Genomic DNA, 24,233 nt, shown 5'->3' on the forward strand with positions numbered 1-24,233 from the left:
TTCAAAAAAAGAGATGTTGTAGTAACAACAGATGAGCAATATCCACAACACATTTCAGTTCAATTTGTTCAAGATAAATGTGACTTATTGAACACTTTTCAAGTAGGAGAAGCTGTAAAAATAGACATCAATTTAAGAGGTAGAGAGTGGACAAATGCGCAGGGAGAAACCGTTTATTTCAATACGATCCAAGGATGGAGAATAGGGAAGTTACAAGTTGAAACTCCTTCTGCTGGACAAATGCCTCCTATGCCTGCTGCTGAAGCTTTTGCACCAGCAACCAACTTAAACGAAGAAGAAGCAGACGATTTGCCGTTCTAAAATAAAAAGTTATATTTTTAAATTCCAAATTCCAAATTGAGCCTGTCTTTATATTGGAATTTGGTTTTTTTTTGAAATTGATTTTCGGAATTGCCATTGTCCTTGATTTTTGAAATTAAAAAATGTATTATTTATCTCCAGCTTTATTTTTTCCGCCAGTTTCTGAAGCCAATAAGGATGGGATTCTTGCTATTGGTGGTGACTTGACTCCGGCACGATTACAACTAGCTTACAAAAGTGGTGTTTTTCCATGGTTTGAAGATGGCGAACCCATTATTTGGTGGTCACCCAATCCCCGTATGGTTTTATTTTTGGATGAATTAATTGTTTCCAAAAGCATGCGGAATATTTTGAACAGAAATATTTTTAAAATAACATTCAATCAAAATTTTAGGGACGTAATTTCAAATTGTCAAAATATCAAACGAGAGGGTCAAAACGGTACTTGGATTACAAATGACATGATCGAAGCCTATTGTGAACTTCACCAATTAGGCATAGCAAAATCAATTGAAGTTTGGCAAAATGACATCTTAGTAGGAGGTTTGTATGGTATTGATTTGGGTCATGTATTTTGTGGGGAAAGTATGTTTTCTAAAGTTTCTAATGCTTCAAAAGTCGCTTTTATTGCTTTGGTAAACCAATTAAAAAAAGAAAATTACAAGCTATTGGATTGCCAAGTTTATAATCCACATTTAGAAAGTTTGGGTTGTAGAGAAATTAACAGAATCGATTTTATGGAAATATTAAACAGCAATTAGCATTTAAAACTTCAGTTTCTTAAAACTCCAATCCAGTGTATTAAATAGTACCAATTCATTTTCTAAAGTTGGTAAATCCATTATCAGTTTCAACGTCTCCTGCGCCATCATCGTGCCTATGATTCCAGGAAGCGTGCCTAATACACCATTCAAATTACAATTTGGAACGTCTTTTAGATTTGGTGGTTCAGGGAATAAGTCACGAAGATTCTTATTTCCATTATGATTGAAAACCGCCATTTGACCTTCAAATTTTAAAATGCTTCCGTATATTAATGATTTACCTAGTTGTACACAAATATCATTTACCAGATAGCGGGTTTCGAAGTTGTCACAACCGTCAACAATCACATCAAAGTCTTTAATAATTTGAGCTGCATTTTCAATTGTTAATTTTTTTTCAAAGGCGATAACAGTAATCAATGGATTTAAAGTTTCTAAGACTGATTTTGCAGTAATTGCTTTTGATTGACCAACGTACTCCTCAGTATACAGAATTTGGCGATGTAAATTGTGTAATTCTATTGTATCAAAATCTACAATTCCTATGGTTCCTATGCCAGCTGTTGCTATATATTGCAAGATAGGGCACCCTAATCCGCCAGCACCTATTACTAAAATTTTAGCTTTTTTGAGTTTGCTCTGCCCCAAATCACCTATTTCTGGTACCATCATTTGTCGGTTGTAGCGTAGAAAATCCTGAATAACACTCATTTTGGTTTAGTTTTAAAGTTGAAAGTCATAAAGTTGAAAGTCAAAAGAAGATAAAAAATTTATGTTGAGTTCTTTCGACATGAAGACTTTATGACATTTGACTGTATATTTTATCCCAGTCTTTCCAAACAGGTTCATATCCTTTACTGGAAATGACTTTTGCAATCTCTGAAGCCGATCGTTCGTCACTGATTTCAAATTGTTCCAAGGATTGCGGATCAACAACATAACCACCAGGATTCGTTTTAGAACCGGCACTCATACTAGTAATCCCAATTGGAATAATATTATCACGGAATTTTTCATTTTCACGGGTCGACAGGGAGATTTCTAAATCTTCATTCCACAAACGGTAGGCGCAAATGAGCTGGGTCAAATCACTATCATCCATGATAAAGTTAGGCTTAATAACTCCTTCTGCCGGTCGCAATCTGGGGAAAGAAACCGCATATTTTGTTTGCCAATACGTTTTTTGTAAATAATCTAAGTGCAAAGCATTGAAAAAACTGTCTGTACGCCAATCTTCTAATCCTAATAAAACGCCCAATCCAATTTTATGAATACCGGCAGTTCCCACTCGGTCTGGTGTATCTAGACGAAAATCAAAATTGGATTTTTTCCCTTTTGTGTGGTATTGCTTGTAAACATCACGATGATAGGTTTCTTGATACACTAAAATCGAATAAACACCAGCTTCATGTAATTGCGCATATTCCTCTGTTGACAGTGGTTGCACTTCGGCTGAAATAGTAGAAAAATCATTTTTTATTTGAGTAATTGCCTTTAGAAAGTAATGAATGTTTACAGTTTGATTTGCTTCGCCAGTCACCAACAAAACGTGATCAAATCCCGCTTTTTTTAAGACCTCAATTTCTAGCGTAATTTCACTTTCGGTAAGTGTTTTTCGCTTGATTTTGTTATCTAAACTAAAACCACAATACGTACAAATGTTCTGACATTCATTACTTAAATACAAAGGAGCATACATCTGAATTGTTTTTCCGAATCTTTTTTTAGTTAATTCATGGGCTTGTTGCGCCATTTGCTCTAAATAGGGTTGAGCAGCAGGTGAAAGTAATGCCAGAAAATCATCGAGATTGCGCTTGTTTTTGGTTAACGCCTGTTCGACTTCTACTGTTGTTGTGCTGTATATTTTGGATTTAATGGTATTCCAATCGTAGTTGTCAAAAACCGATTTAAATGTTTTCATTGTTTTGTTTTTTTACTGCAAAAAGAAAATGCTGTTTTTGGCACGCAGATTCTGCAGATTTTCGCAGATTTTTTAACTATTTATTTTAATTTTCATCTTCACAAATCTGCGGGCTGATTTTTAATCCTCAATTTATATTTTATTTGCAATTCGTTTAATGTCATCTAAAATAGTGACGGTATTGAAATTGACCAGAATTCCTAGTTTTTTATTAGTAAGTTTTAAGTAGTTTGTAATTTGTTTATAATGTATAGGTGCTAAATCTTCCACAGATTTCAATTCAATAATTACTTTATCTTCAACTAGTAAATCAATTTTGAAAGCAACATCTAATATGATTTCGTCATAAGGAATGGTGATTTCAATTTGTCTCTGCACTTTCAAATCCAATTTAGTTAATTCATAGTATAACGCGCTTTCATATACAGACTCAAACAAACCGGGACCTAGTGTGTTATAAACTTTGAAAATTGCTCCTCTTATTTGATATGAAATTTCATTTTCTGTCATTTTTTTGAATTTAAAAATTAGCATTAATTAAATGTAGTTGTTTTATTTCAAAAATGATAAACGTAATTGTTTAGTACCTTGAATTTTTTAAATCTGTTTTCACTTTTTATCTGCGTAAATCTGTAAAATCTGCGTGCTAATTTAAAAATTACTCGTATAAAAATGCAGTCAAAGGACTCGAAGCCACCGCTCGATTTACTTTTTGTGCTAATTGTGCTTCGTATGCTTTTCGTCCTGCAATTACCGCTTCTTTAAAAGCTTCAGCCATCAGTTTGGGATTTCCTGCCACTGCAATCGCAGTGTTTACCAAAACCGCATCAGCTCCAAGTTCCATTGCTTTTGCACCATCAGATGGCGCGCCAATTCCGGCATCTATAATCACGGGAACTCTACTTTGTTCGATAATGATTTCTAAAAAATCGATAGTTTTTAATCCTTTGTTGCTTCCAATTGGCGAGCCCAAAGGCATTACCGCTGCAGTTCCTACCTCTTCCAAACGTTTGCATAAAACCGGATCCGCATGAATGTAAGGCAAAACGATAAATCCTAATTTGGCTAATGCCTCTGTAGCTTTTAAAGTTTCGATTGCATCAGGCAGTAAATATTTTGGATCAGGATGAATTTCGAGTTTAAGCCAATTGGTTTCTAATGCTTCGCGGGCTAATTGCGCAGCAAAAATGGCTTCTTTCGCATTTCTTGCACCCGAAGTATTGGGCAATAAATTAATTCTTGGGTGTTTTAAATGTGCTAAAATAGCATCTGTTTCGGTTTCTAAATCGATACGTTTTAGTGCGACAGTAACTAACTCGCTCCCAGATGCTAAAATGGCTTCTTCCATTTGTTGATTCGAACCAAATTTTCCGGTACCCAAAAACAAGCGGGATTCAAAGGTTTTATCTCCTATTTTAAATGGTAACATATAATTTGTCGTTAAGTTGTTTTATCAGTTGCGAAGCATTTTCAGTTTGTGTAATCAAACCTGAAACCGCTATACCGTGAATTCCAGTTTTCATCAAACTTTCTACATGCTCCAGTGTGATTCCTCCAATGGCATAAATGGGGATTTGGATGTTTTTCGCCTTCATTTGTTCGATAATCGAACGATATCCTTCTAGTCCTAAAATTGGACTTAAATTTTGTTTAGTAGTTGTAAATTGGAATGGTCCCAAACCAATATAATCACAATTTTCGCCTGTTCTTTGAAGCACGTCTTCAAAAGTATTTGCGGTACCTCCTATGATTTTTGTTTTACCTAAAATGAGTCTTGCTTCTTTAACGCTCATATCACTCAAACCTAAATGAACTCCATCCGCATCCAATTGCTTAGCTAAATGAACATTGTCATTGATGATAAAAGTTGCTAAATATTCTTTACACAACATTTTTACGGCTTCCGCCAAAGTAAACGCATCATCTGAATAATTTTTTTTGAATCTCATTTGTATCCAATCACAACCATTATCCAATGCTTTGTGGATGTTGTATACTTGTTCTTCGACTGTGTTTCCTTGCGAAATATATTGTAATTGGTTATTCATAATGGTATCCTAATTTGGTTTGGTTCGATTGTAAATAGGTTTCTATATATTTTTTGGCGTTGCTACATGCTGTTTTCAGGTCTTGTTCCAAGGCTAAATTGGCTGTAATAGCGGATGATAATACGCAGCCGGAGCCATGCTTTTCGGAAGCTAAAGTGCTATTTGGCGCAAGCCTGAAGATTTCATTTCTGGTATATAAATAATCAATGCCTACAGCAAATGGATTATGACCTCCTTTAAGTAAAGTGGAACAGTATTTTGAAAGTTCAAGAGCGATTAAAACTGGATTTTTTTCTCTCAAAGACAATTGTAAAATCTCATTATAATTAGGTGTTATTAAATCTATTTCTTTTAATATCTCAATCAAAATAGCTTGATTTTCGATGGTTGTAAAATGGAATTCGCTACTGGACTTTAAAACTGTATCCCAAACAATCTTTGTTTTTGGCGAAAGTTTTTTCACAACCCAAACAATTTCTCTTAAATAATTTAATGAAGGAATAATTCCAATTTTGACGGCTTTAATAATGTAGTTTTCGAACAATTTTTCTAATGATTTCAAAACAAAATCTAATTCAGTCCATTGTATTTCGAAGAACTCATTTTCAGTTTGAATGGTATTGCCTGTATTCACTGCAAATCCATATACATGATGCTGCTCAAATGTTTTCGCATCTGCAAGAATTCCTGCGCCTCCAGAAGGATCAAAACCTGCAATTGTTAATACGAAAGGGCGATTTGCTGACATAGTTTATAATTTTCTATTGGGTTGTTGCTGTTCCAGATGGTACCTAAAAGCGCCACATCATCAAAACCAGAATTCAATGCAGTTTTGATTCTCTCAGATGTAATTCCTCCAAGAGCAATTAATTCAGTTTTGTTGTTGTTTCTTTGTTTTAATTCTTTTTCAAAATCAATATCTGAAACGTACTTTGGTTTAGAAATACTTTCGAAAACGGGTCCAAAAAATGCGTAATCAAAAACATTAGATAATTTTTCAAAGTCACTCATACTGTGAATGGAAGTAGAGAGTTTAAATCCTCGTTCTTTCCAATCCTTCAAACAATTTTCGGATGTTTCATTTCGTTTCTTTTCTGTAAAATGAATGCGATTAATTCCAAATGCTTCTGCCAATTGTTGATGACTGTGCAATGAAAGTTGGTTTCTATATTCTTGTCTAATTGCTGTAACAAAAACTTCCATTTCGAGTTTAGTAAATTCTGGTTTTCGAACATGAAGCAACTCTAGTCCATTCTCAAAAAGAGAATGAATGGTTTCGATTTCACCGACTTGTGGAGTTGGGCTAGAAATTATAATCATAGTTCTGAATTTGCTGCAAGATCTTTTTTGAGCTTGTAAGTATTAATTTGGTTGTTGTATTAAACCTGCAAGGTTTTATAAACTTTGCAGGTTAGTAGTTTTAAATATAAATTTCTTTTCCTTGTTCAATAAACTCTTCTGATTTGGCTGCCATTCCTTTTTCGGCTTCGGCAACATCACGAATTTCTTGTGAGATCTTCATAGAGCAAAATTTTGGCCCACACATAGAGCAAAAATGAGCGACTTTTGCACCATCAGCAGGTAAAGTTTCATCATGAAATTCACGAGCTGTATCTGGGTCTAAGGACAAGTTGAACTGGTCTTCCCAGCGGAATTCAAAACGTGCTTTGCTTAATGCATTGTCACGGTATTGCGAGCCGGGATGACCTTTGGCCAAATCTGCTGCATGTGCTGAGATTTTATAAGTGATTACACCGTCCTTAACATCCTTTTTGTTGGGTAAACCTAGGTGTTCTTTTGGCGTAACATAACACAACATCGCACAGCCATACCAGCCAATCATTGCGGCTCCAATCGCAGAAGTAATGTGGTCATAACCTGGAGCGATATCAGTTGTTAATGGTCCTAAAGTATAAAATGGCGCTTCATCACAATGTTCTAATTGTTTGTCCATGTTTTCCTTAATCATGTGCATTGGTACGTGACCAGGGCCTTCAATAAATACCTGAACATCGTGTTTCCAAGCTATTTTTGTCAGTTCCCCAAGGGTTTCTAATTCGGCAAACTGAGCCGCATCATTAGCATCGGCAATAGAACCTGGGCGCAAACCGTCTCCTAGTGAAAAGGCTACGTCATATTGTTTCATGATTTCGCATATATCTTCAAAATGGGTGTAAAGAAAGTTTTCTTTGTGGTGATACAAACACCATTTTGCCATAATCGAACCGCCACGGGAGACAATTCCGGTAACCCGTTCCGCAGTCAAATGAATGTAACGCAATAAAACGCCGGCATGAATAGTGAAATAAGAAACACCTTGTTCGGCTTGTTCTATCAACGTATCGCGATAGATTTCCCAAGTGAGATCCTCGGCCACGCCATTTACTTTTTCTAGAGCTTGGTAAATGGGTACCGTTCCTATAGGTACTGGAGAATTTCGGATAATCCATTCTCTGGTTTCGTGAATGTTTTTACCGGTTGATAAATCCATTATCGTGTCAGCTCCCCAGCGGCAGGCCCAAACTGCTTTTTCTACTTCTTCTTCGATAGTTGAGGTTACGGCGCTGTTCCCGATATTCGCATTAATTTTCACCAAGAAGTTACGACCTACAATCATGGGTTCGCTTTCGGGATGGTTGATGTTATTTGGAATAATGGCACGGCCTCTGGCAACTTCGCTACGTACAAACTCAGGTGTGATTTTCCCCACCCCAGACCTCTCCGAAAAGGAGGGAGTGTTTGCGCCCCAACTATTTCCTTCGTGTTGGCATTGCATGGCTTTGGTTTGTTCGTTTATTAGTTCCAAGCGTTGGTTTTCACGAATGGCAATGTATTCCATTTCGGGAGTGATGATTCCCTGTTTTGCATAATACAATTGAGAAACATTGGCCCCTTTTTTGGCACGCATGGGTTTGTGCAAATATTCAAATCGCAATTCGTTTAGTCTTTCGTCATTCAAACGCTTTTTTCCATATTCAGATGAGATTTCTGTTAATTCTTCTACATCATTACGGTTCAAAATCCATTGTTCGCGAATACGTGGCAATCCTTTTCGAATGTCGATTTCAATATTTGGATCGGTAAATGGGCCCGAAGTATCGTAAACGGTTACTGGCGGGTTTTTTTCTATTCGTCCGTTTGACATTTTAGTGTCTGCTAATGCAATTTCTCGCATCGCTACTTTTATGGGGTGAATGGTTCCGTCTACGTAAATTTTTGTAGAGTTTGGGAAAGGAGTTCTTGAGATTTTTTCTTCGTTATTCATTGTTCAGTAGTTTATGTTTTGATGAGTGTTTGTCTTCTGCTAGGGATAGAAATGGAAAGCCCGTAAAGTGGAAAGCCAAATAAAACAAGGATTAGTGAAGCGACCGTAAGGAAGCTTTGACTAAGACTATGTTTTATAGGATTGCAACTGCGGACTTGAAATGGATAGCCCGCCCGAGCAGCCAAACTATCCTCCTTGAGTTGCAGAGATGATGAGAATGTCGTCGGTTTCTTGTATGGGGTGAGAATTCCAATCAGATTTTGGAATCACAGTATTGTTAATGGCTACGGCAATTCCGTTTTGTTTTTCAGGAATTTCCAAGTCAAGAAGTGCTTGAACAGAAAGACTGTCCGTTGGAAATTGTTTCGTTTGATTGTTAATTTTAAGCTCCATTCCTTTTGAATTTAGTATACAGTTATACTTTAGGAATGGCTACAATGGCACATAAATATGCACGGAAGTCATCTTACTTTTCCCTACGCTAGTATGAACTAGATCAGGTTCAGAGGGTAATTCTCAGCCTACAATGTTGTAGACACCCCTAAAGTGTGGAGCAAATGTAATGAAAATTATGAATTATGAATTGTAAATTATGAATTTCGTTTCCAACAATTTTCTACATGATCATTGACCATGCCTGTGGCTTGCATGAAGGCATACATAACGGTAGATCCTACAAATTTGAATCCGCGTTTTTTTAAATCTTTACTTATAGCATCAGAAATTGGTGAAGTAGCAGGAACTTCTTTTAAGTTTCTTAGGAAGTTGTTAACAGGTTTGTGATTTACAAAAGCCCAAATGTATTGCGAAAAACTTCCAAATTCTTCTTGGATTTTTAGGAAAGCTTGTGCATTGGTGACTGCCGAATAAACTTTAAGTTTGTTGCGTATGATACCAGCATCTTGCAATAAATCAAGGATTTTATCATCAGAATATTGTGCAATTTTTTTATAATCAAAGTGATCAAAAGCAGCTTTGAAATTTTCTCTTTTGTTCAAGATTGTTATCCAACTTAGGCCTGCTTGAAAGGTTTCAAGGAGTAAAAATTCAAATAGTGAAGTGTCATCATATACGGGAACGCCCCATTCCTCGTCATGGTATTTCATGTATAAATCACTGGAATGACACCAGCCGCAACGTGTTTTATCAATTATAATCATTCTTTTTCGGAGGCTAGATAATTTTTGATCATGTAGTGACCCAGATAAATTAAGGGAGTCAAGAGAATGGCAATACCAAGTTTAAATGTATAACCCGTTAATGCAGAGGTTAAAAATGTATCGAAGTTTATTTTTCCGGGTAACCAAAAAGCAATTCCTAAAACAATAAAAGAGTCGAATAACTGAGAAATAACAGTTGAACCCGTAGCTCTGAGCCAGATCTTATTATTTCCAGTTTTATTTTTGAAAAACCAAAAAATAGTCACATCGATTAATTGTGAAACTAAAAAAGCAACAATACTTCCTACAATGATCCACATGCTTTGACCAAAAACAGCAGTAAACTGCGCGTCATTTACCGGACTAATGCCTTTTGCGGCAGGGATATTTAGGGCCAAAAGTAAAATGAGGAAAGAATAGGCGATCAATCCTGCTGTAATTAGGGATAATTTTTTGACTCCTTTTTCTCCAAAATACTCATTGATTAAATCGGTTGTCAAGAAAACAATAGGCCATGGTATAATGCCGATGCTCATTACAAACGGTCCTATTTGAATGAGTTTACCTCCGATGAGTTCAGCAGTAACGGCGTTAGTAATGAAGATTCCGGCGAGAATAACGAATACAAGTTCTTTTTTGGTTTTGAACATAGCTATAGTTTTGATTTCAAAATTAGGGATTTTATCTTTTTTAAGATTAGGCAAATGGCAAATTTTTCACTCGTAAAAGTTGGTATCTATTCAGCTGATATAATGAAAGGTAATTTTATAGGATATGTTTGCTTTAAAAAACTTGGCAAGTCCAATGTTTATAGCATTATAGGAATAATAATAAAATAATTTATAAAATTGTAGTAAATAGATTAGGTTATATTGTTTTTTTTTTTTTTTTGATTTGTACTCGGACGTCCAAAACCTCTTACTAAAAAGTTTAGTGAGATAACAATCAAATTATTTTTAAACTATGAAAAAATTCTTATTAAGTGCAACTTTATTAGTTGCTTTTTCTTTAACTTCGTTTGCAGCTGATAAAGAGGTACTAAACAAAAGTGAAGTTAAAACAGAGGTTAAAACACAATTACAAACAGAATCCGACTTTCAAAGCGAAGATAAGGCTAAAGATATGTGTGTGACTATTGAATTCAGATGGGCTGATGGTGAAAGTGATGGTGAAGGAGGAATGATATTAACATTTCATAAATACGAAATTACAGTTTGTGTTTAGGATATAGTAATTTGTAATTAATATCTAGGAGTGGGACGCCACTCCTATTAAATAAAATCTCATGAAATATTTTCAATTGTTTTACTTACTTGTTTTTTATAATTCGTCAAACGCTCAACAAAGTGTCAAAATCACTTATGAGCAAAAAATTTTTTATAGCGATGCTTTTTTTAGCCAGATTCCGGGTGGTGCTAGCGAAGAATTTAAAGCAGCCTTTAGAAAACCTAAAACCTTTGAATTGATTAATAATGGGGATAATTCGTTATTTCAAAGTACTATCGAAAAGGAAATTGTAATTCCTTCTACTGAGGCTAATTCTGAAACATCTATAAATAAAGGAACCTTTATAAAACCATTTAATGTATGGATTCTGAAGGACTTTACTAAGCAGTCTATAATTAAGAGTGCTACAGTTGAAGATCAAGAGTATTATGTTGAGCAACCCTTTATGGTTGAAGATATTATATATGATAAAAGGACTAAAGTTATTGATGGGTATACATGCTTGTCTGCTTTTACGGTTTCGGCAAAAAATGACACTATTCAATATTGGTACACCCAAGAAATCCCAATAATTGATGGGCCGTTTACAATGACCGCAATACCGGGCTTAGTTTTAAGTACTGAGTCTAAAAAGAAGGTTGTATATGTTACGAAAATAGAATTTTTTGATAAAAAAGTAGTTGTGGACGGTGTGAATAAAAAGATTCCCTTTATTACAGAACTGGAATTAAAAAATAAAATCGAAGAATCTAGAAAGCCAAAGTCCTATACTGATGAATTTGGAAAAAAATTCGAGTCGAATTCTATAATTATAAAAGCGGGGAATTAAAAATTAGGATAAAATGAAAAAGTTAATATTATGTATTGTAGTTAATTTTGTTTGTATGATTTGTTATTCGCAAACTGCAATGAAAGTTTTCTTTGAAACAAACACTGTTGTTAAAGAGGAATCTTTGAAAGATTTGCCTGTTCACATTAGGGCTGCTGCTTTGCAACAATTAAATAGTATAAAAAAGAAATCAGTTATGATTATTCAAGGTAGTGTTGTTTATTATGAAATCAAACCACAACAGATTAATAAAAAACAAGAAGGTACAATTAGCTCTAATGATAGAACATCTGGAGTTTTGTTCTCAAAAGATTTGTCGTTAGAAGGATCATATCCTAGCCTTAAAGTATTGAAGAACTTCAAAACAAACACCATTAAAACCAAAATAAAAGATCAGGTAACAACTGAGAAAATAGCTGCTGTCAAGTGGAAAATTACAAATAAAAAAATTAAAATTTTGGGTTACACCTGTTATGAAGCTACCACTACTTTTAAAAATAAGTTGTTAACTGTTTATGCAACAAACGATCTGAAAGTTTTAGGAAGTCCAAGTGATTTACCGTTTATTAATGGTCTTGTATTATCGTATAAATATGGAAATAGTACCACTTTAGCACAAAAAGTTGAACTTAAGCAAACATTGCCTATCAATTTTTTGTAGTATTTTTTAAATGAAAATTAAATTCATCATATTTCTTTTATTTCCTGTATTGCTTTTTTCGCAGCATACTATTCGTATTAAAGCTATTGATGATGCTACAGTCCCTATACAAAGAGCTATAGTTGCAATTAGTCAAGAGGGTAATCAAATTGCTTTTGGGACTACTGATGCAAATGGTTTTATCGAAAAGCAATTAGCCGTTGGATCGTATATTATAACTATCAAAAAATTAGGTTTTGCACCTATTACAGAGGTGCTTTTAGTTCAAAAAGAGGAATTATTAACAGTTACATTACTAACTGAAACGAATCAACTTAAAAATGTGATTATTACCAGTAGACCTAAAATAATGAAGGTAAAGGGTGATACTATTTCGTATAACTTAAAAGCTGTGGTTGATGGTACCGAAAATAAAATCGAAGATGTAATTAAAAAACTTCCAGGTCTGGATATTGACCAAAATGGCAAAGTATTGTACAAAGGGCAACAAATTGATAACGTTCTTGTTGATGGGAATGAGTTTTTTGGAAACAAACATCAAATGGCGACCCAAAATATTAATGCAGACATGATTGAAGGCATCGATTTGTTAACTAATTACTCTGGTTTTGCGCAGGCTAGTGGTGGCAAAAAAGGAATTGCATTGAACTTAAAAACTAAAGATAGTTATAAAAATAAGTGGGTTACGGATTTTGAATTGGCAGCGGGACTAAATAATTCGTTTCGTTTTCATTCTAATGCGTTTAAATTTTTTAAAAAGGGAAATCTTGCTATTATTTCAGATTACAATACGATTGCAAAAACACCAATTTCAAGAGAGGATTACAATGAAATGAGAATTGTTTCCGAAGTTGATGGTGAAAATGAGGGCTTTAAACCTATTGAAACTCCCACTTTTTTAAATCCAAACGCTTTTATTAAAGATAAAAAAAATGCTTTTGTGGGTTTGAACTATACTAGTTTAATAGGTAAACGCTCCAAAATTACGGTGTCAAATATTTTTAATAAAACGAATATTATTGAGGAGAATGCCAGACTTCAAACAAATATTGGACAAACACAAAGTCAAGTTTTATTTAGTGAAAATAAAGAGGCTACCTACAGCTTAAACAATAGTGTTCTAAAATGGGAGTTTAATAAATCTAAAACAACCTTCATTTCCTATGTAGCAGGATTTACTCCAAATGTAGACGAAGATGATCAAGATTTAATGCGTTCTGCTAACCAATTATTCTATGCCAAAAGCAGTACCAATTTTAGTTTTGCTCAAGTTGCAAAAGTACAAACCACACTTTTTAAAACTATTAATTATAAAAGTATGGTGCGACATTCAGTAGATAATAATGGTCAAAAAATCAACTTGTTTTCTCAACAAGATTTGTTTGGTACTGCGTTAGATACAATTTATCAAAGCCAAAACAATAAGGAGGTCAATTTGAGTTGGAATAATGTACTCACAAAGACGTTAAAGTCAAATATTTTTACTGTAAAAATAAATTTTTCATCACTTCAAACTAGATTTGAGAATACCATTTTGGACTATGAAAGTAATAATACAGCTGTAAAATTAAATCGACAAACCATACAGAACAATTTTTCTTGGTTAAAAAATTGGAACGCTAAATTTCAGTCTGCTTTGGGTTTTTCCTCCACGTTAGTAAACAGTTCATTTCAAGTCACGGAAAACACTTTAACTAGATTAGAACCTAATTTGAGCTTAATTTATAATTTTAAGGGACTAAATAAAATAACTTTTAATTATTCATTAAATCATCAGTTACCTGCAATGAGTCAACTGCAGCAAACGGATATGGTGCTAGATTTTCAAACTATTTCTAAACCTTCTGGGATTAATTATTATCAAGTAATGCCTAAAAATAGTTTTTCATTGCAATATTTCAGTGTGAACGCGAGGAATCAAAGTGTGTTTTTCTCCACTTTATCTTATGATGTAGAGCAAAATTCGGTGTCGACAAATACGATCTATAATTTCGATTTTATTGAAACCACCGGTATTACAACTGGAGATCGAAAAAGCATGAGAGGATTAGCTCTTTATGACTTAAAATTGAACCGGTTTCCTGTATCGATTAAAACAACATTATTTTATTTAAAATCAAATGGTTTATCTCAATTTAATGGGTTTGATAATGAAACGGAGACTCAAAATTTCACCAGCCGTATGCAATTAATCTCCAATTTTAGGAAATCAGATGTTCAGTTTGGAATTGATTATAATTTTATTCAGCGCTCTGTTGAACAAAGTAGTAGCAGTTTCAGAAATACAAGTCAAAATCAACAAATTACGTTATCCCTTAGAGGTAAAAATAATACAAAGTTAAAATGGGACTTGGGTTTTACAGTTGACAATCAAAATTCAGGTTATGCAATTAATTCCTTATATTTTCTAAACGCAAATATGCAGTATGTTGCGAATAAAAATTGGAAATTATTTTTCAATGGAAACAATATTCTAAATCTGAATCAGTCCACTTTATTGACAAATACAGCAAATGCAAGTTTTTTCACTACTTCAAGACTAGCAATTAGACCTGGATATTTGATGCTAGGCATTAATTTTTCATTGTAAGAGATGTCCTAAAATTTAAAAACACCATTTCAAAAATGATTTGAAATGGTGTTTTTAAATTATTACGGGTTTCGAGATTCACTAGTGTGATTGTTTTTTTTCTCATACTAACTTCATCCTACAATTGCGCTTTTAAAATCCGTAACGATAAAATCTTTATGTCAAGATTTACTATAAGCAACAACGCTTTATTTGTTATGGGTAATATAATCATAATTTGCTGCAATAATCATCAAACAACACACAATTTACACTTTGTATGTATACTATTTTAGACAATTTAGATTTTAAGGCAATGCAAAATCTTGGTCATAAAAAAAGAGTACAACTAGTGTACTCTTTTTGTTTTTTTATGTTTTAAGATATTAGAATCCACTTACATTTAATCGGCCGCCTGTTGCACATTTTCCTGAAAGTGATGCAGTAGGTGTAGCGCTATTCAAAAGTGCCGCTTTAATTTGCGCTGCCGTTGCTCCAGGATTTAAGGATGCGTATAAAGCAGCTGCTCCAGAAACATGCGGAGTTGCCATAGAAGTTCCATTATAGCTAGCGTAACTAGAAATATTCTGGCCCTTAGATCTTGTAGGAACTGTAGACCAAATTCCAGAACCTGGGGCTCCTATATCTACTGATGTAGCTCCGTATTGAGAAAAACTAGACAATGCTCCGGTACTTGTAATCGATGCAACTGCAATAATATTTGCATTAGGGTAACTTGCTGGATAACTTGGTGTAGCATCGTTGTTAGTTCCACTATTTCCTGCCGCAGCAATAAACAATATTCCAGCAGAATTAGCTCTTTCAATTGCATCCTGAAGGGCTTGCGAGAATCCTCCTCCTCCCCAAGAGTTATTAGTAGCTACAATATTCAAGCCTTGTCTTGTTTTTAAATCAGTGAAATAGTCAACTGCTTTTATTGCATTGGCAGATGTCCCGCCTGTTGCTCCTAAAAATTTAGCATTTAGCATTTTAACGTTCCATAAAACTCCAGCAACTCCTTTTCCATTACCACCTACAGCACCAATTGTACCTGCTACGTGCGTTCCGTGATCATCGTCAACTCCGTCAAAAACAGTATTGTTGTTTCCTGCAAAATCCCAGCCATAAACGTCATCAACAAGGCCATTCCCGTCATCATCTACACCATTTGCAGCCACTTCTCCAGGATTTTTACCAGCATTTGCTGCAAGATCTTCGTGGGTATACATATAGCCTTCATCAATAATTCCGATGTATACAGTTGCGGATCCTAGCTTATTGTTTGCCCAAGCTACTGCTGCATTTGAACCAAATTGGTTTGATGGAGAAGTTGTAGACCCTAACATCCCCCAAAGAGAGCTATTAGTGAAGTACGTGTCATTTGACACAGCGTGGTGATTGTAAATCCAGTTAGGTTCTGCGTATTCTACTTCTTTGAGGTCTTTAATTAGATCAATAGCTTCCATTGTACCCAAATCTGAATTTACTAATAAAAGTTTTCCTTCTTGGCCTTTTGTTTTCGCACTTAAAGATTGCATGGATTTGGTATTAATTACCTCAATTGTCGAACCACCAATCAGAGATAAAATGGTATTGGATGTTCTTTCTCCTGATTTTGTAGGTTTGAATTTAATAAGTATTTGATTAGCTACAAATGCAGGTTGCACTTTATTTTGTACTTCGGCTGTAGCGTTATTGTTTTCATCACTACAAGAGGAAATAGTAAGCAGGGCTAAAGCGCCCAAAAATAAATTTTTCATAATTTTATGGTTTGGTTAACAGTTGTAAAAATATTAAAAAAATGATAATAACAAAGTATTGATATTAAAAATTTATTCTATTCTTATAAAATTGTTATAAATATTTAATTTTATCTAATATTTGAATAAAAATAAAAATTTCAAGAGGTAGAGTAGAAAGTTGTTTTCTAAAGGTTTTTTTCTAAAATATAGGGGTGGTGTTTTTGTGTAAACTTATTAAAATTGCACGTTTATAGGTAGTTTATGTAAGGGTAGTGCATTCTTGTTTTAAAGTGCGATAGTGAATTTATTGAAAAATATGTGATGGATTTAGGATATTCCAATTTAAGCTAATTTGAGATCAAAAAGGCAAATTTTGACTGTATGTAAAAAAGCCCCATTTCAAAATGATTTGAAATGGGGCTTTGTATTAAAATCTGAAATCAAATAGCAATTATTTGAAATCAAAATGAATCTATCCTAAAGCAGCTCTTTTGAAACCTGTAATTTCAACCTTGAATTCTTTAACATAATCACCAACTTTTTTACTGTCATCTTTGATGAAGTTTTGATCTAATAATGCTTTTTCTTGATCTAAAGTAGTGTTGTCAGAGATGAAACGCTGTACTTTACCTGGAATAATTTTATCCCAAATTTGTTCTGGTTTGCCTTCTGCTTTTAATTCTGCTTTTGCATCTTCTTCTGCTTGTTTCAAAACTTCTTCAGTTAATTGAGAGAAAGAAATGTATTTAGGAACATTTTTTAAAGTTTTTCCTAAACGTTTTGCTTCTTCATTTTCTTTTTCGATGATAGCAATACGAGCAGCTAATTCTGACTCAACAAAAGCAGGGTCAAAATCTTTGTAAGATAATGTATCAGCTCCCATTGATGCCACTTGCATAGAGACGTCTTTAGTCAAAACTTCTGCATTAGGTACAGCAGCAGAAATAGCAGTTAATGCAGCAATTTTGTTAACGTGAACATAAGATCCAACAAAAGCACCTTCTAAAATTTCAAAACCACCGATTTCGATTTTTTCACCGATAACACCAGTTTGTTCGATCAATTTTTCAGCAACAGTCATTCCGTTGAAATCTGACGCTAAGAATTCTTCTTTAGAAGAGAAGTTAATCGCTTTTTCAACTAATTCTTTAGCTAAAGTTACGAAAGATTCATTTTTACCCACGAAATCTGTTTCACAGTTTAAAGTGATGATCGCTCCTTTAGTTTTGTCAGCATTGATAAAAGAAACAGCAGCTCCTTCGCTAGACTCACGGTCAGAACGATTAGCAGCAACTTTTTGTCCTTTTTCTCTAAGGTTTTGTATAGCTTTATCGAAATCTCCTTCAGCTTCAACTAAAGCTTTTTTACAGTCCATCATTCCGGCACCTGTAGTTTGTCTTAATTTATTTACATCTGCAGCAGTAATTGTTGCCATAATTTTTTTATTTTAAAATTGAAAATTCTTTTAAAAGAAATTACGAATTACAAATTACGAATTATGTAAAACTTACATAATTCATAATTCATAATTCGTAATTGTTTATTTACTCTTCAGTTGCAGTTGGAGCAGCAGCTTCTACAGCAGGAGCAACTTCTACAGCCTCAGCAGCAGGAGCAACAACTTCAGCAGTAGCATCACCTTCTTTGTCAGAACCTCTATCAGAAAGTCCTTCAACAATAGCAGCTGTAACTAATGATAAAATTTTATCAATTGATTTAGAAGCATCATCATTTGCAGGAATTACATATTCTACTTCACGAGGATCAGAATTTGTATCAACCATTGCAAAAACTGGAATGTTTAATTTTTGAGCTTCTTTTATTGCGATATGTTCCGCTTTGATATCAACTACGAACAATGCAGCTGGTAGTCTTGACATGTCAGCGATTGAACCTAAATTTTTCTCTAATTTAGCACGAAGACGATCTACTTGCAAACGCTCTTTTTTAGAAAGGGTCATGAATGTACCATCTTTCTTCATTTTATCAATAGTAGCCATTTTTTTAACAGCTTTACGGATAGTTACGAAGTTAGTTAGCATTCCACCAGGCCATCTTTCAGTGATGTAAGGCATGTTTGCAGCTTTTGCTTTTTCAGCAACGATGTCTTTTGCTTGTTTTTTGGTAGCAACGAATAATATTTTTCTACCTGATGCAGCGATTTTTTTCAAAGCGTCATTTGCTTCTTCAATTTTTGCTGCAGTTTTATATAGATTGATAATGTGAATACCATTACGTTCCATATAAATGTAAGGAGCCATGTTTGGATCCCATTTTCTAGTCATGTGTCCGAAGTGAACACCTGCTTCTAGTAAGTCTTTAACTTCTATTTTGTTTGCCATTTTTGTTCTAGTTTACGTTCTGTTGATTAGCAATAAGCTTCTTTGATACGACTTTGAGACTTGCGCCTTTAGACTTTCGACTTATTTAGATGCTAAACTATTTCCTACCTCGATAGGAGAGCAACAACAACTGTGTTTTTAAATTTTTATGCTAAATTTATTTCAGTATCTTCTCTGTTTAAGCTGATAATAAAACCAGACTATGAACGTGAGAACCTGAATTAAATCCAGATTGAATATTAACGTTTAGAGAATTGGAATCTCTTACGAGCTTTCTTCTGACCGAATTTCTTACGTTCAACCATTCTTGGATCTCTTGTTAACAAACCTTCTGGTTTCAAGATAGCTCTGTTTTCTGCATTTACCTCACACATAACGCGTGCCAATGCCATTCTTACAGCTTCTGCTTGACCAGTTGAACCACCACCATAGACGTTTACTTTAACGTCAAAGTTGCTTACATTTTCTGTCATAGACATTGGTTGTAATACTTTGTACTGTAAAGTTGCCGTTGGGAAGTACGTTTCGAATGCTTTTTTGTTTACAGTGATTACTCCTGTTCCTTCCGAAACATAAACACGTGCAACAGCGGTTTTTCTTCTACCGATTTTGTGAATAACTCCCATTATTTAAGATCGTTAAGGTTAACTGTCTTTGGTTTTTGAGCGCCTTGTTTGTGCTCTGAACCTACAACAACATTTAAATTTCTAAAAAGTTCAGCACCTAATTTATTTTTAGGTAACATTCCTTTTACTGCTTTCTCTACTAATAATGCAGGATTTTTTGCTTGCAATACTTTAGCAGTTAAAGTTCTTTGACCTCCTGGGTAACCAGTGTGACGGATGTAAGTCTTCTCGTCCATTTTGTTACCTGTAAGGTTGATTTTTTCTGAGTTGATAACGATTACGTTATCTCCGCAGTCCACGTGTGGTGTATAACTTGGCTTGTACTTACCTCTCAAAATCATAGCGACTTTTGAAGCAAGACGACCTAAGTTATGACCATCAGCATCAACAACAATCCACTCTTTTGTAACGGTGGCTTTGCTTGCTGATTGTGTCTTGTAGCTTAATGCGTCCATAATATATTTTTAATTAAACATTCCATCCCCAATAAAGGGGTTGCAAAAGTACAATTAATTATTTTAAATACAAATACCTTAAATGAATATTTTTATCTGGTATTTGTCCTGATTATCAAATGTATATTTAAGATTATGTGCCGAGTTATAAAATGGTGACACACATTTCTGAAGTAATTCTACTAGAGCGTTGTATGTTTTTATTTTGATTAATTGTGTTTTTCTAATTTTCTGAACTCAATATTATATTTTATTGGCTATTTTTGGTTTTAAAACAGCTTATAGCTATATTGTATGTTTTTTATTCTTCAAAACCCACCATATATTTTCTAATATTTCATCTATGAAGGCCAAAGCAACTTTAAAACAAATCGCAAAGGAATTAAATGTTTCTGTATCTACAGTTTCTAAAGCATTGAACGATAGTCCAGAGATTAGCGAACAAACGAAGATAAAAATTAAAGAATATGCTAAGCTCAAAAATTATAAACCCAATGTAATTGGTATAAATCTCAAGAATAGAAAGACGAAAACCATTGGTGTGATTATTCCAAATATTCTGAATTCATTTTTTGCTAAAGTTTTTAGTGGCATAGAAAAAATGGCCGATGGAAAGGGATATAACGTGATTATGTGTATTTCTAATGAATCAGCAGATAAAGAAGCACATACACTGGAAATGTTGAGTAATGGCACTATTGATGGATTTATTGTTTCGGTGTCTGAGGAAGCACAGAAAAATCAAGATTACGATCATTTCTCAGCAATTATTAATGATGGGACTCCAATAGTGATGTTTGATCGAATTGCAGAAGGGGTTGATTGCGACAAGGTAATTGTAGATGATTTCGACTCTGCACGTAATGCAACACAGCACCTTATTGATTTGGGGTGCAAAAATATTGCTTTGATATCCTCAATTGATAATTTGAGTGTAGGTAAGCTAAGAGCCGACGGATATCTGAAAGCATTAGAAAATAATGGTATTGCTATTAATTCTAGTATTATTATTCGAACGGATGCTGAAGAGGATTTGACAGGGAAAATAGAAAAAATATTCGAGAATAAAATAGACGGAATCTTTGCTATTGAAGAGAACGACTCGGTTACTGCATTGCGTCTGGCCTTAAAAAAAGGATTTAAAGTTCCAGAAGATATTTCAATAATTGGTTTTGCTGACGGAATTTTGGCTTCTCGCAGATTGACTCCCAGTTTAACAACAATAAGTCAGCACGGAATTGAAATAGGTGAGGTTGCTGCAAAATTGCTTATCGACAGATTAGAATCTAAAGAAGAGTATGTCCCTTATGAAACCGTTGTCATTAAAACAAAATTAAAAGAAAGAGAGTCAACAAGAAAATTGTAGTAACTGATTGTTATAGCAACAAAAAAATGGCTAATCGTTTTTGAATGATTAGCCATTTTTTTTGTGATGAGGAAGATCATTTTAATGCGCTTCCAGCCAATCTTTTCCTACTCCTAAATCAACTTCCAACGGAACATCTAACTGGAATGCTTGTTCCATTTCGTGTTTAATCATCGGTTTGATTTTTTCGAGTTCATCATTATGTACATCAAACACCAATTCATCATGCACCTGCAACAACATTTTACTTTTCCAGTTTTCAGATGTTAGTTTTTGATGAATGTTAATCATCGCAATTTTGATAATATCAGCAGCGCTTCCTTGAATAGGTGCATTTACCGCATTGCGTTCTGCTCCACCACGAACAATAGCGTTTTGGGAGTTAATGTCTTTTAAATAACGACGGCGCCCCACTATAGTTTGTACAAAACCATTGTCTCTTGCAAAATCTATTTGCTCCTGAATATAAGATTTTAATCGGGGATACGTCTGGTAATAGGCTTCGATCAAATCAGCACTTTCTTTGCGAGACAAATTGGTTTGATTGCTTAATCCAAAAGCAGAAACACCGTATATGATTCCAAAATTTACCGTTTTGGCATGGCTTCGTTGCTCGCGAGTTACTTCTTCCAGCGGGACATTAAATACTTTTGAAGCGGTAGATTTGTGAATGTCTTCCTGATTCTGGAACGCTTTAATCATGTTTTCTTCGCCACTTAATGCAGCAATTACGCGCAATTCTATTTGGGAATAATCCGCAGAGACTAAGGTGTAATTTTCGTCTCTAGCTACAAATGCTTTTCTAATTTGTCTTCCACGTTCGGTACGAATAGGGATGTTTTGTAGATTGGGATTATTCGAACTCAAACGACCTGTTGCGGCCACCGTTTGCATGTAATCGGTATGAATACGGTTTGTGATTTTGTCAACTTGGTTTGGCAGAGCCTCGACATAAGTATTTTGTAGTTTTACCAACTGTCTCCAATCTAGAATGTCTTTTACAATTGGGTTTTCGGCAGCTAAATAACTTAATATTTCCTCGCCTGTTGCATACTGACCGGTTTTGGTTTTCTTTTGCTTTACACCGCCAATTTTTAATTTATCGAATAAAACATCACCTAGCTGTTTTGGTGAAGCCAAGTTGAATTTTTCTCCTGCAGTTTCAAATATGCTTGTTTCTAATATTTTAATATCTTCATCCAGTGTTTTCGACATTGATTTTAAGAAATCCACATCTACACGGATTCCTTCTTTTTCCATATCTGCCAGAACTTTTACCAACGGAATTTCGATTTCCTCAAAAAGTTTCTTGGTTCCGGTCTTGTCTAATTCCAAAGTGAATATTTCCTTGAGTTGCAAGGTCACATCAGCATCTTCAACAGCATATTCTTTGATTTCCTCCAGTTCAACATCTCGCATTGATTTTTGGTTTTTCCCTTTTTTACCAATTAAGACTTCAATGGATTGAGGTGCATATTTTAAATACGTTTCCGATAAAATATCCATATTATGACGCATATCTGGATTAATCAGATAATGTGCAATCATGGTGTCGAATAATTTTCCTTTTACGGTAACATGGTAATTAGAAAGAATTTTTAAATCATATTTTAAATTCTGACCAATTTTCTCGATGCTTTCATTTTCGAAAAAAGGAATAAATTTTTCAATTAAAGTTTGCGCTTCCTCTTGATTTTCGGGAAATGGAACATAAAATCCTTTTCCTTTTTCGTAAGAGAAAGAGATTCCTACCAACTCAGCGTGCAAAGCATCTAATCCAGTAGTTTCGGTATCAAAACACACTGCAGTTTGATTTTGTAAATTTTGCAACAGCAATCGCAGGCCCAAATCACCTTGAACAATTTGATACGAATGCGAGGTATTATCTAATGTTTTATAAAATTGATGGCGCACCTCTTCATCGGAATCATTTGCGGTTGTACTCCCAAAAAGATCAAACTGATCTTCGTTTTTTGGTTGTGGTTTTTTATACAGCTTAGCGTCGTCAACAGTATTTGTTGTGGTTGCTGCGGAATCGCCTTTTTTGAAAATGGCGTCAAATTGTTCCGCCATTCGTCTAAACTCTAATTCATTGAAAAGTGCATCTGTTTTTTCAACATCGGGCGTAGAAAGCTCATAGTCCGTTTCGTTAAAAACAACAGGGCAATCAAGGATTATTGTGGCTAAAGTTTTGGACAGCAGTCCTTTTTCCTTGTTGGCTTCAATGTTTTCCTTCATTTTGCCTTTAAGCTTATCCGTATTAGCTAAAAGATTTTCCATAGTACCAAATTCTTTCAGCAATTTCTTAGCAGTTACTTCGCCTACGCCTGGCAGTCCGGGGATGTTATCTGCAGCATCGCCCATCATTCCAAGAAAGTCAATTACTTGATCTGGTCTTTCGATTTCAAATTTTGCTAAAACCTCAGGAATACCCCAAATCTCAATTCCATTACCCATACGAGCGGGTTTGTACATGAATATATTTTCGGATACCAACTGAGCAAAATCCTTATCTGGGGTCACCATAAACACTTGGTAATTTTGCTTTTCGGCTTGTTTTGCAATAGTTCCTATTAAATCATCGGCTTCATAACCTGCGACTTCAATGATAGGAATGTGCATGGCTTTTAGTAAATCCTGAATGTATGGAACTGCTATTTTTATTGCTTCGGGTGTGGCGTCTCGATGTGCTTTGTATTCTGGGAAGATATTATTTCGCAGTTGGCTTCCTCCTTTATCAAAAGCTACGGCTAAATGATCAGGCTTTTCTCTTTTGATTACATCCATTAAGGAATTCATAAACCCCATAATGGCTGAGGTATCCATTCCTTTAGAATTGATTCTTGGGTTTTTAATAAAAGCATAATAGCCTCTAAAAATTAAAGCGTAGGCATCAAGGAGAAAAAGTCGTTTTTGTGCTGACATAGTTGTGATTTT

The 24,233-nt window shown here is 34.5% G+C and carries 24 protein-coding genes and 1 riboswitch; of the genes, 7 read left to right on the forward strand and 17 right to left on the reverse strand.

Annotated features, from left to right (window positions below):
• Together AC061C_RS12185 and aat are read left to right on the forward strand one after the other, a co-directional pair.
• On the forward strand, nt 1-321 hold a 321-nt coding region (locus AC061C_RS12185), incomplete at its 5' end, for a DUF3127 domain-containing protein (RefSeq protein WP_478291394.1).
• A gap of 122 nt (nt 322-443) precedes the next feature.
• Nucleotides 444-1,082, forward strand: a complete 639-nt coding sequence (gene aat, locus AC061C_RS12190; protein ID WP_478291395.1) for a leucyl/phenylalanyl-tRNA--protein transferase — start codon at nt 444-446, stop codon at nt 1,080-1,082.
• A 3-nt stretch (nt 1,083-1,085) separates the two neighbouring features.
• Here aat and AC061C_RS12195 read toward each other — a convergent pair whose 3' ends face one another.
• From AC061C_RS12195 to AC061C_RS12245, 11 genes are all read right to left on the reverse strand, one after another.
• The gene (locus AC061C_RS12195) at nt 1,086-1,796 is read right to left on the reverse strand and encodes a HesA/MoeB/ThiF family protein (RefSeq protein ID WP_478291396.1); all 711 of its coding nucleotides are present in this window, start codon (nt 1,794-1,796) and stop codon (nt 1,086-1,088) included.
• A gap of 88 nt (nt 1,797-1,884) precedes the next feature.
• Nucleotides 1,885-3,006, reverse strand: a complete 1,122-nt coding sequence (gene thiH / locus AC061C_RS12200) for a 2-iminoacetate synthase ThiH (RefSeq protein WP_478291397.1) — start codon at nt 3,004-3,006, stop codon at nt 1,885-1,887.
• 132 nt (nt 3,007-3,138) lie between these two features.
• Nucleotides 3,139-3,516, reverse strand: coding sequence for a GxxExxY protein (locus tag AC061C_RS12205; protein WP_417969506.1), 378 nt, complete (start codon nt 3,514-3,516; stop codon nt 3,139-3,141).
• A gap of 148 nt (nt 3,517-3,664) precedes the next feature.
• The gene (locus AC061C_RS12210) at nt 3,665-4,435 is read right to left on the reverse strand and encodes a thiazole synthase (RefSeq protein ID WP_478291398.1); all 771 of its coding nucleotides are present in this window, start codon (nt 4,433-4,435) and stop codon (nt 3,665-3,667) included.
• Nucleotides 4,422-5,054, reverse strand: a complete 633-nt coding sequence (locus AC061C_RS12215; RefSeq protein ID WP_478291399.1) for a thiamine phosphate synthase — start codon at nt 5,052-5,054, stop codon at nt 4,422-4,424. The genes AC061C_RS12210 and AC061C_RS12215 overlap by 14 nt, the downstream gene beginning before the upstream one ends.
• Nucleotides 5,047-5,802, reverse strand: a complete 756-nt coding sequence (locus AC061C_RS12220; protein ID WP_478291400.1) for a hydroxymethylpyrimidine/phosphomethylpyrimidine kinase — start codon at nt 5,800-5,802, stop codon at nt 5,047-5,049. Before AC061C_RS12220 ends, AC061C_RS12215 begins: the two co-directional genes overlap by 8 nt.
• Nucleotides 5,775-6,374 (reverse strand): thiamine phosphate synthase, encoded by a 600-nt coding sequence (locus AC061C_RS12225; protein WP_478291401.1) that lies wholly within the window; start codon nt 6,372-6,374, stop codon nt 5,775-5,777. The genes AC061C_RS12220 and AC061C_RS12225 overlap by 28 nt, the downstream gene beginning before the upstream one ends.
• 100 nt (nt 6,375-6,474) lie before the next feature.
• Nucleotides 6,475-8,319, reverse strand: a complete 1,845-nt coding sequence (thiC, locus tag AC061C_RS12230) for a phosphomethylpyrimidine synthase ThiC (protein ID WP_478291402.1) — start codon at nt 8,317-8,319, stop codon at nt 6,475-6,477.
• 186 nt (nt 8,320-8,505) lie between these two features.
• Nucleotides 8,506-8,712, reverse strand: coding sequence for a sulfur carrier protein ThiS (gene thiS, locus AC061C_RS12235; RefSeq protein WP_478291403.1), 207 nt, complete (start codon nt 8,710-8,712; stop codon nt 8,506-8,508).
• Between the two features lie 63 nt (nt 8,713-8,775).
• Nucleotides 8,776-8,872, reverse strand: a riboswitch (TPP riboswitch).
• 37 nt (nt 8,873-8,909) lie between these two features.
• Entirely contained in the window at nt 8,910-9,479 is a 570-nt protein-coding gene (locus AC061C_RS12240) for a DNA-3-methyladenine glycosylase I (RefSeq protein WP_478291404.1), read from the reverse strand.
• The gene (locus AC061C_RS12245) at nt 9,476-10,129 is read right to left on the reverse strand and encodes a queuosine precursor transporter (RefSeq protein ID WP_478291405.1); all 654 of its coding nucleotides are present in this window, start codon (nt 10,127-10,129) and stop codon (nt 9,476-9,478) included. Before AC061C_RS12245 ends, AC061C_RS12240 begins: the two co-directional genes overlap by 4 nt.
• A 313-nt stretch (nt 10,130-10,442) precedes the next feature.
• Here AC061C_RS12245 and AC061C_RS12250 point away from each other — a divergent pair, with 313 nt between their 5' ends.
• The 4 genes from AC061C_RS12250 (at nt 10,443) to AC061C_RS12265 (ending at nt 14,786) form a co-directional block, all read left to right on the forward strand.
• Nucleotides 10,443-10,703, forward strand: a complete 261-nt coding sequence (locus AC061C_RS12250; protein WP_478291406.1) for a hypothetical protein — start codon at nt 10,443-10,445, stop codon at nt 10,701-10,703.
• A gap of 61 nt (nt 10,704-10,764) precedes the next feature.
• Nucleotides 10,765-11,535: a GLPGLI family protein gene (locus tag AC061C_RS12255; RefSeq protein ID WP_478291407.1), complete on the forward strand. Its 771-nt coding sequence runs from the start codon at nt 10,765-10,767 to the stop codon at nt 11,533-11,535.
• Between the two features lie 13 nt (nt 11,536-11,548).
• Nucleotides 11,549-12,196: a GLPGLI family protein gene (locus tag AC061C_RS12260; protein ID WP_478291408.1), complete on the forward strand. Its 648-nt coding sequence runs from the start codon at nt 11,549-11,551 to the stop codon at nt 12,194-12,196.
• Nucleotides 12,197-12,206: 10 nt separating this feature from the next.
• A complete protein-coding gene (locus AC061C_RS12265; protein ID WP_478291409.1) occupies nt 12,207-14,786 on the forward strand; it encodes a hypothetical protein in 2,580 nt (859 codons plus the stop codon).
• A gap of 365 nt (nt 14,787-15,151) precedes the next feature.
• Here the strand turns inward: AC061C_RS12265 and AC061C_RS12270 are convergent, their stop codons facing one another.
• From AC061C_RS12270 to rplM, 5 genes are all read right to left on the reverse strand, one after another.
• Entirely contained in the window at nt 15,152-16,525 is a 1,374-nt protein-coding gene (locus AC061C_RS12270; protein ID WP_478291410.1) for a S8 family peptidase, read from the reverse strand.
• 454 nt (nt 16,526-16,979) lie between these two features.
• Nucleotides 16,980-17,942 carry a translation elongation factor Ts gene (gene tsf, locus AC061C_RS12275; RefSeq protein WP_478291411.1) on the reverse strand — a complete coding sequence of 321 codons (963 nt, stop codon included), beginning with the start codon at nt 17,940-17,942 and terminating at the stop codon, nt 16,980-16,982.
• A gap of 109 nt (nt 17,943-18,051) precedes the next feature.
• On the reverse strand, nt 18,052-18,849 hold the full coding sequence (rpsB, locus tag AC061C_RS12280) for a 30S ribosomal protein S2 (RefSeq protein WP_417969476.1): 798 nt from the start codon (nt 18,847-18,849) through the stop codon (nt 18,052-18,054).
• Nucleotides 18,850-19,088: 239 nt separating this feature from the next.
• Nucleotides 19,089-19,475 (reverse strand): 30S ribosomal protein S9, encoded by a 387-nt coding sequence (gene rpsI, locus AC061C_RS12285; RefSeq protein WP_066080508.1) that lies wholly within the window; start codon nt 19,473-19,475, stop codon nt 19,089-19,091.
• Nucleotides 19,475-19,930 (reverse strand): 50S ribosomal protein L13, encoded by a 456-nt coding sequence (gene rplM, locus AC061C_RS12290; RefSeq protein ID WP_417945976.1) that lies wholly within the window; start codon nt 19,928-19,930, stop codon nt 19,475-19,477. Before rplM ends, rpsI begins: the two co-directional genes overlap by 1 nt.
• A 343-nt stretch (nt 19,931-20,273) precedes the next feature.
• Here rplM and AC061C_RS12295 point away from each other — a divergent pair, with 343 nt between their 5' ends.
• Nucleotides 20,274-21,296 carry a LacI family DNA-binding transcriptional regulator gene (locus AC061C_RS12295; RefSeq protein ID WP_478291412.1) on the forward strand — a complete coding sequence of 341 codons (1,023 nt, stop codon included), beginning with the start codon at nt 20,274-20,276 and terminating at the stop codon, nt 21,294-21,296.
• 81 nt (nt 21,297-21,377) lie between these two features.
• On the opposite strand, the gene polA is transcribed toward AC061C_RS12295, so the two are convergent.
• Entirely contained in the window at nt 21,378-24,221 is a 2,844-nt protein-coding gene (polA, locus tag AC061C_RS12300) for a DNA polymerase I (RefSeq protein WP_478291413.1), read from the reverse strand.
• Nucleotides 24,222-24,233: the final 12 nt, after the last annotated feature.

This window comes from Flavobacterium sp. GNP010 (assembly GCF_056428945.1).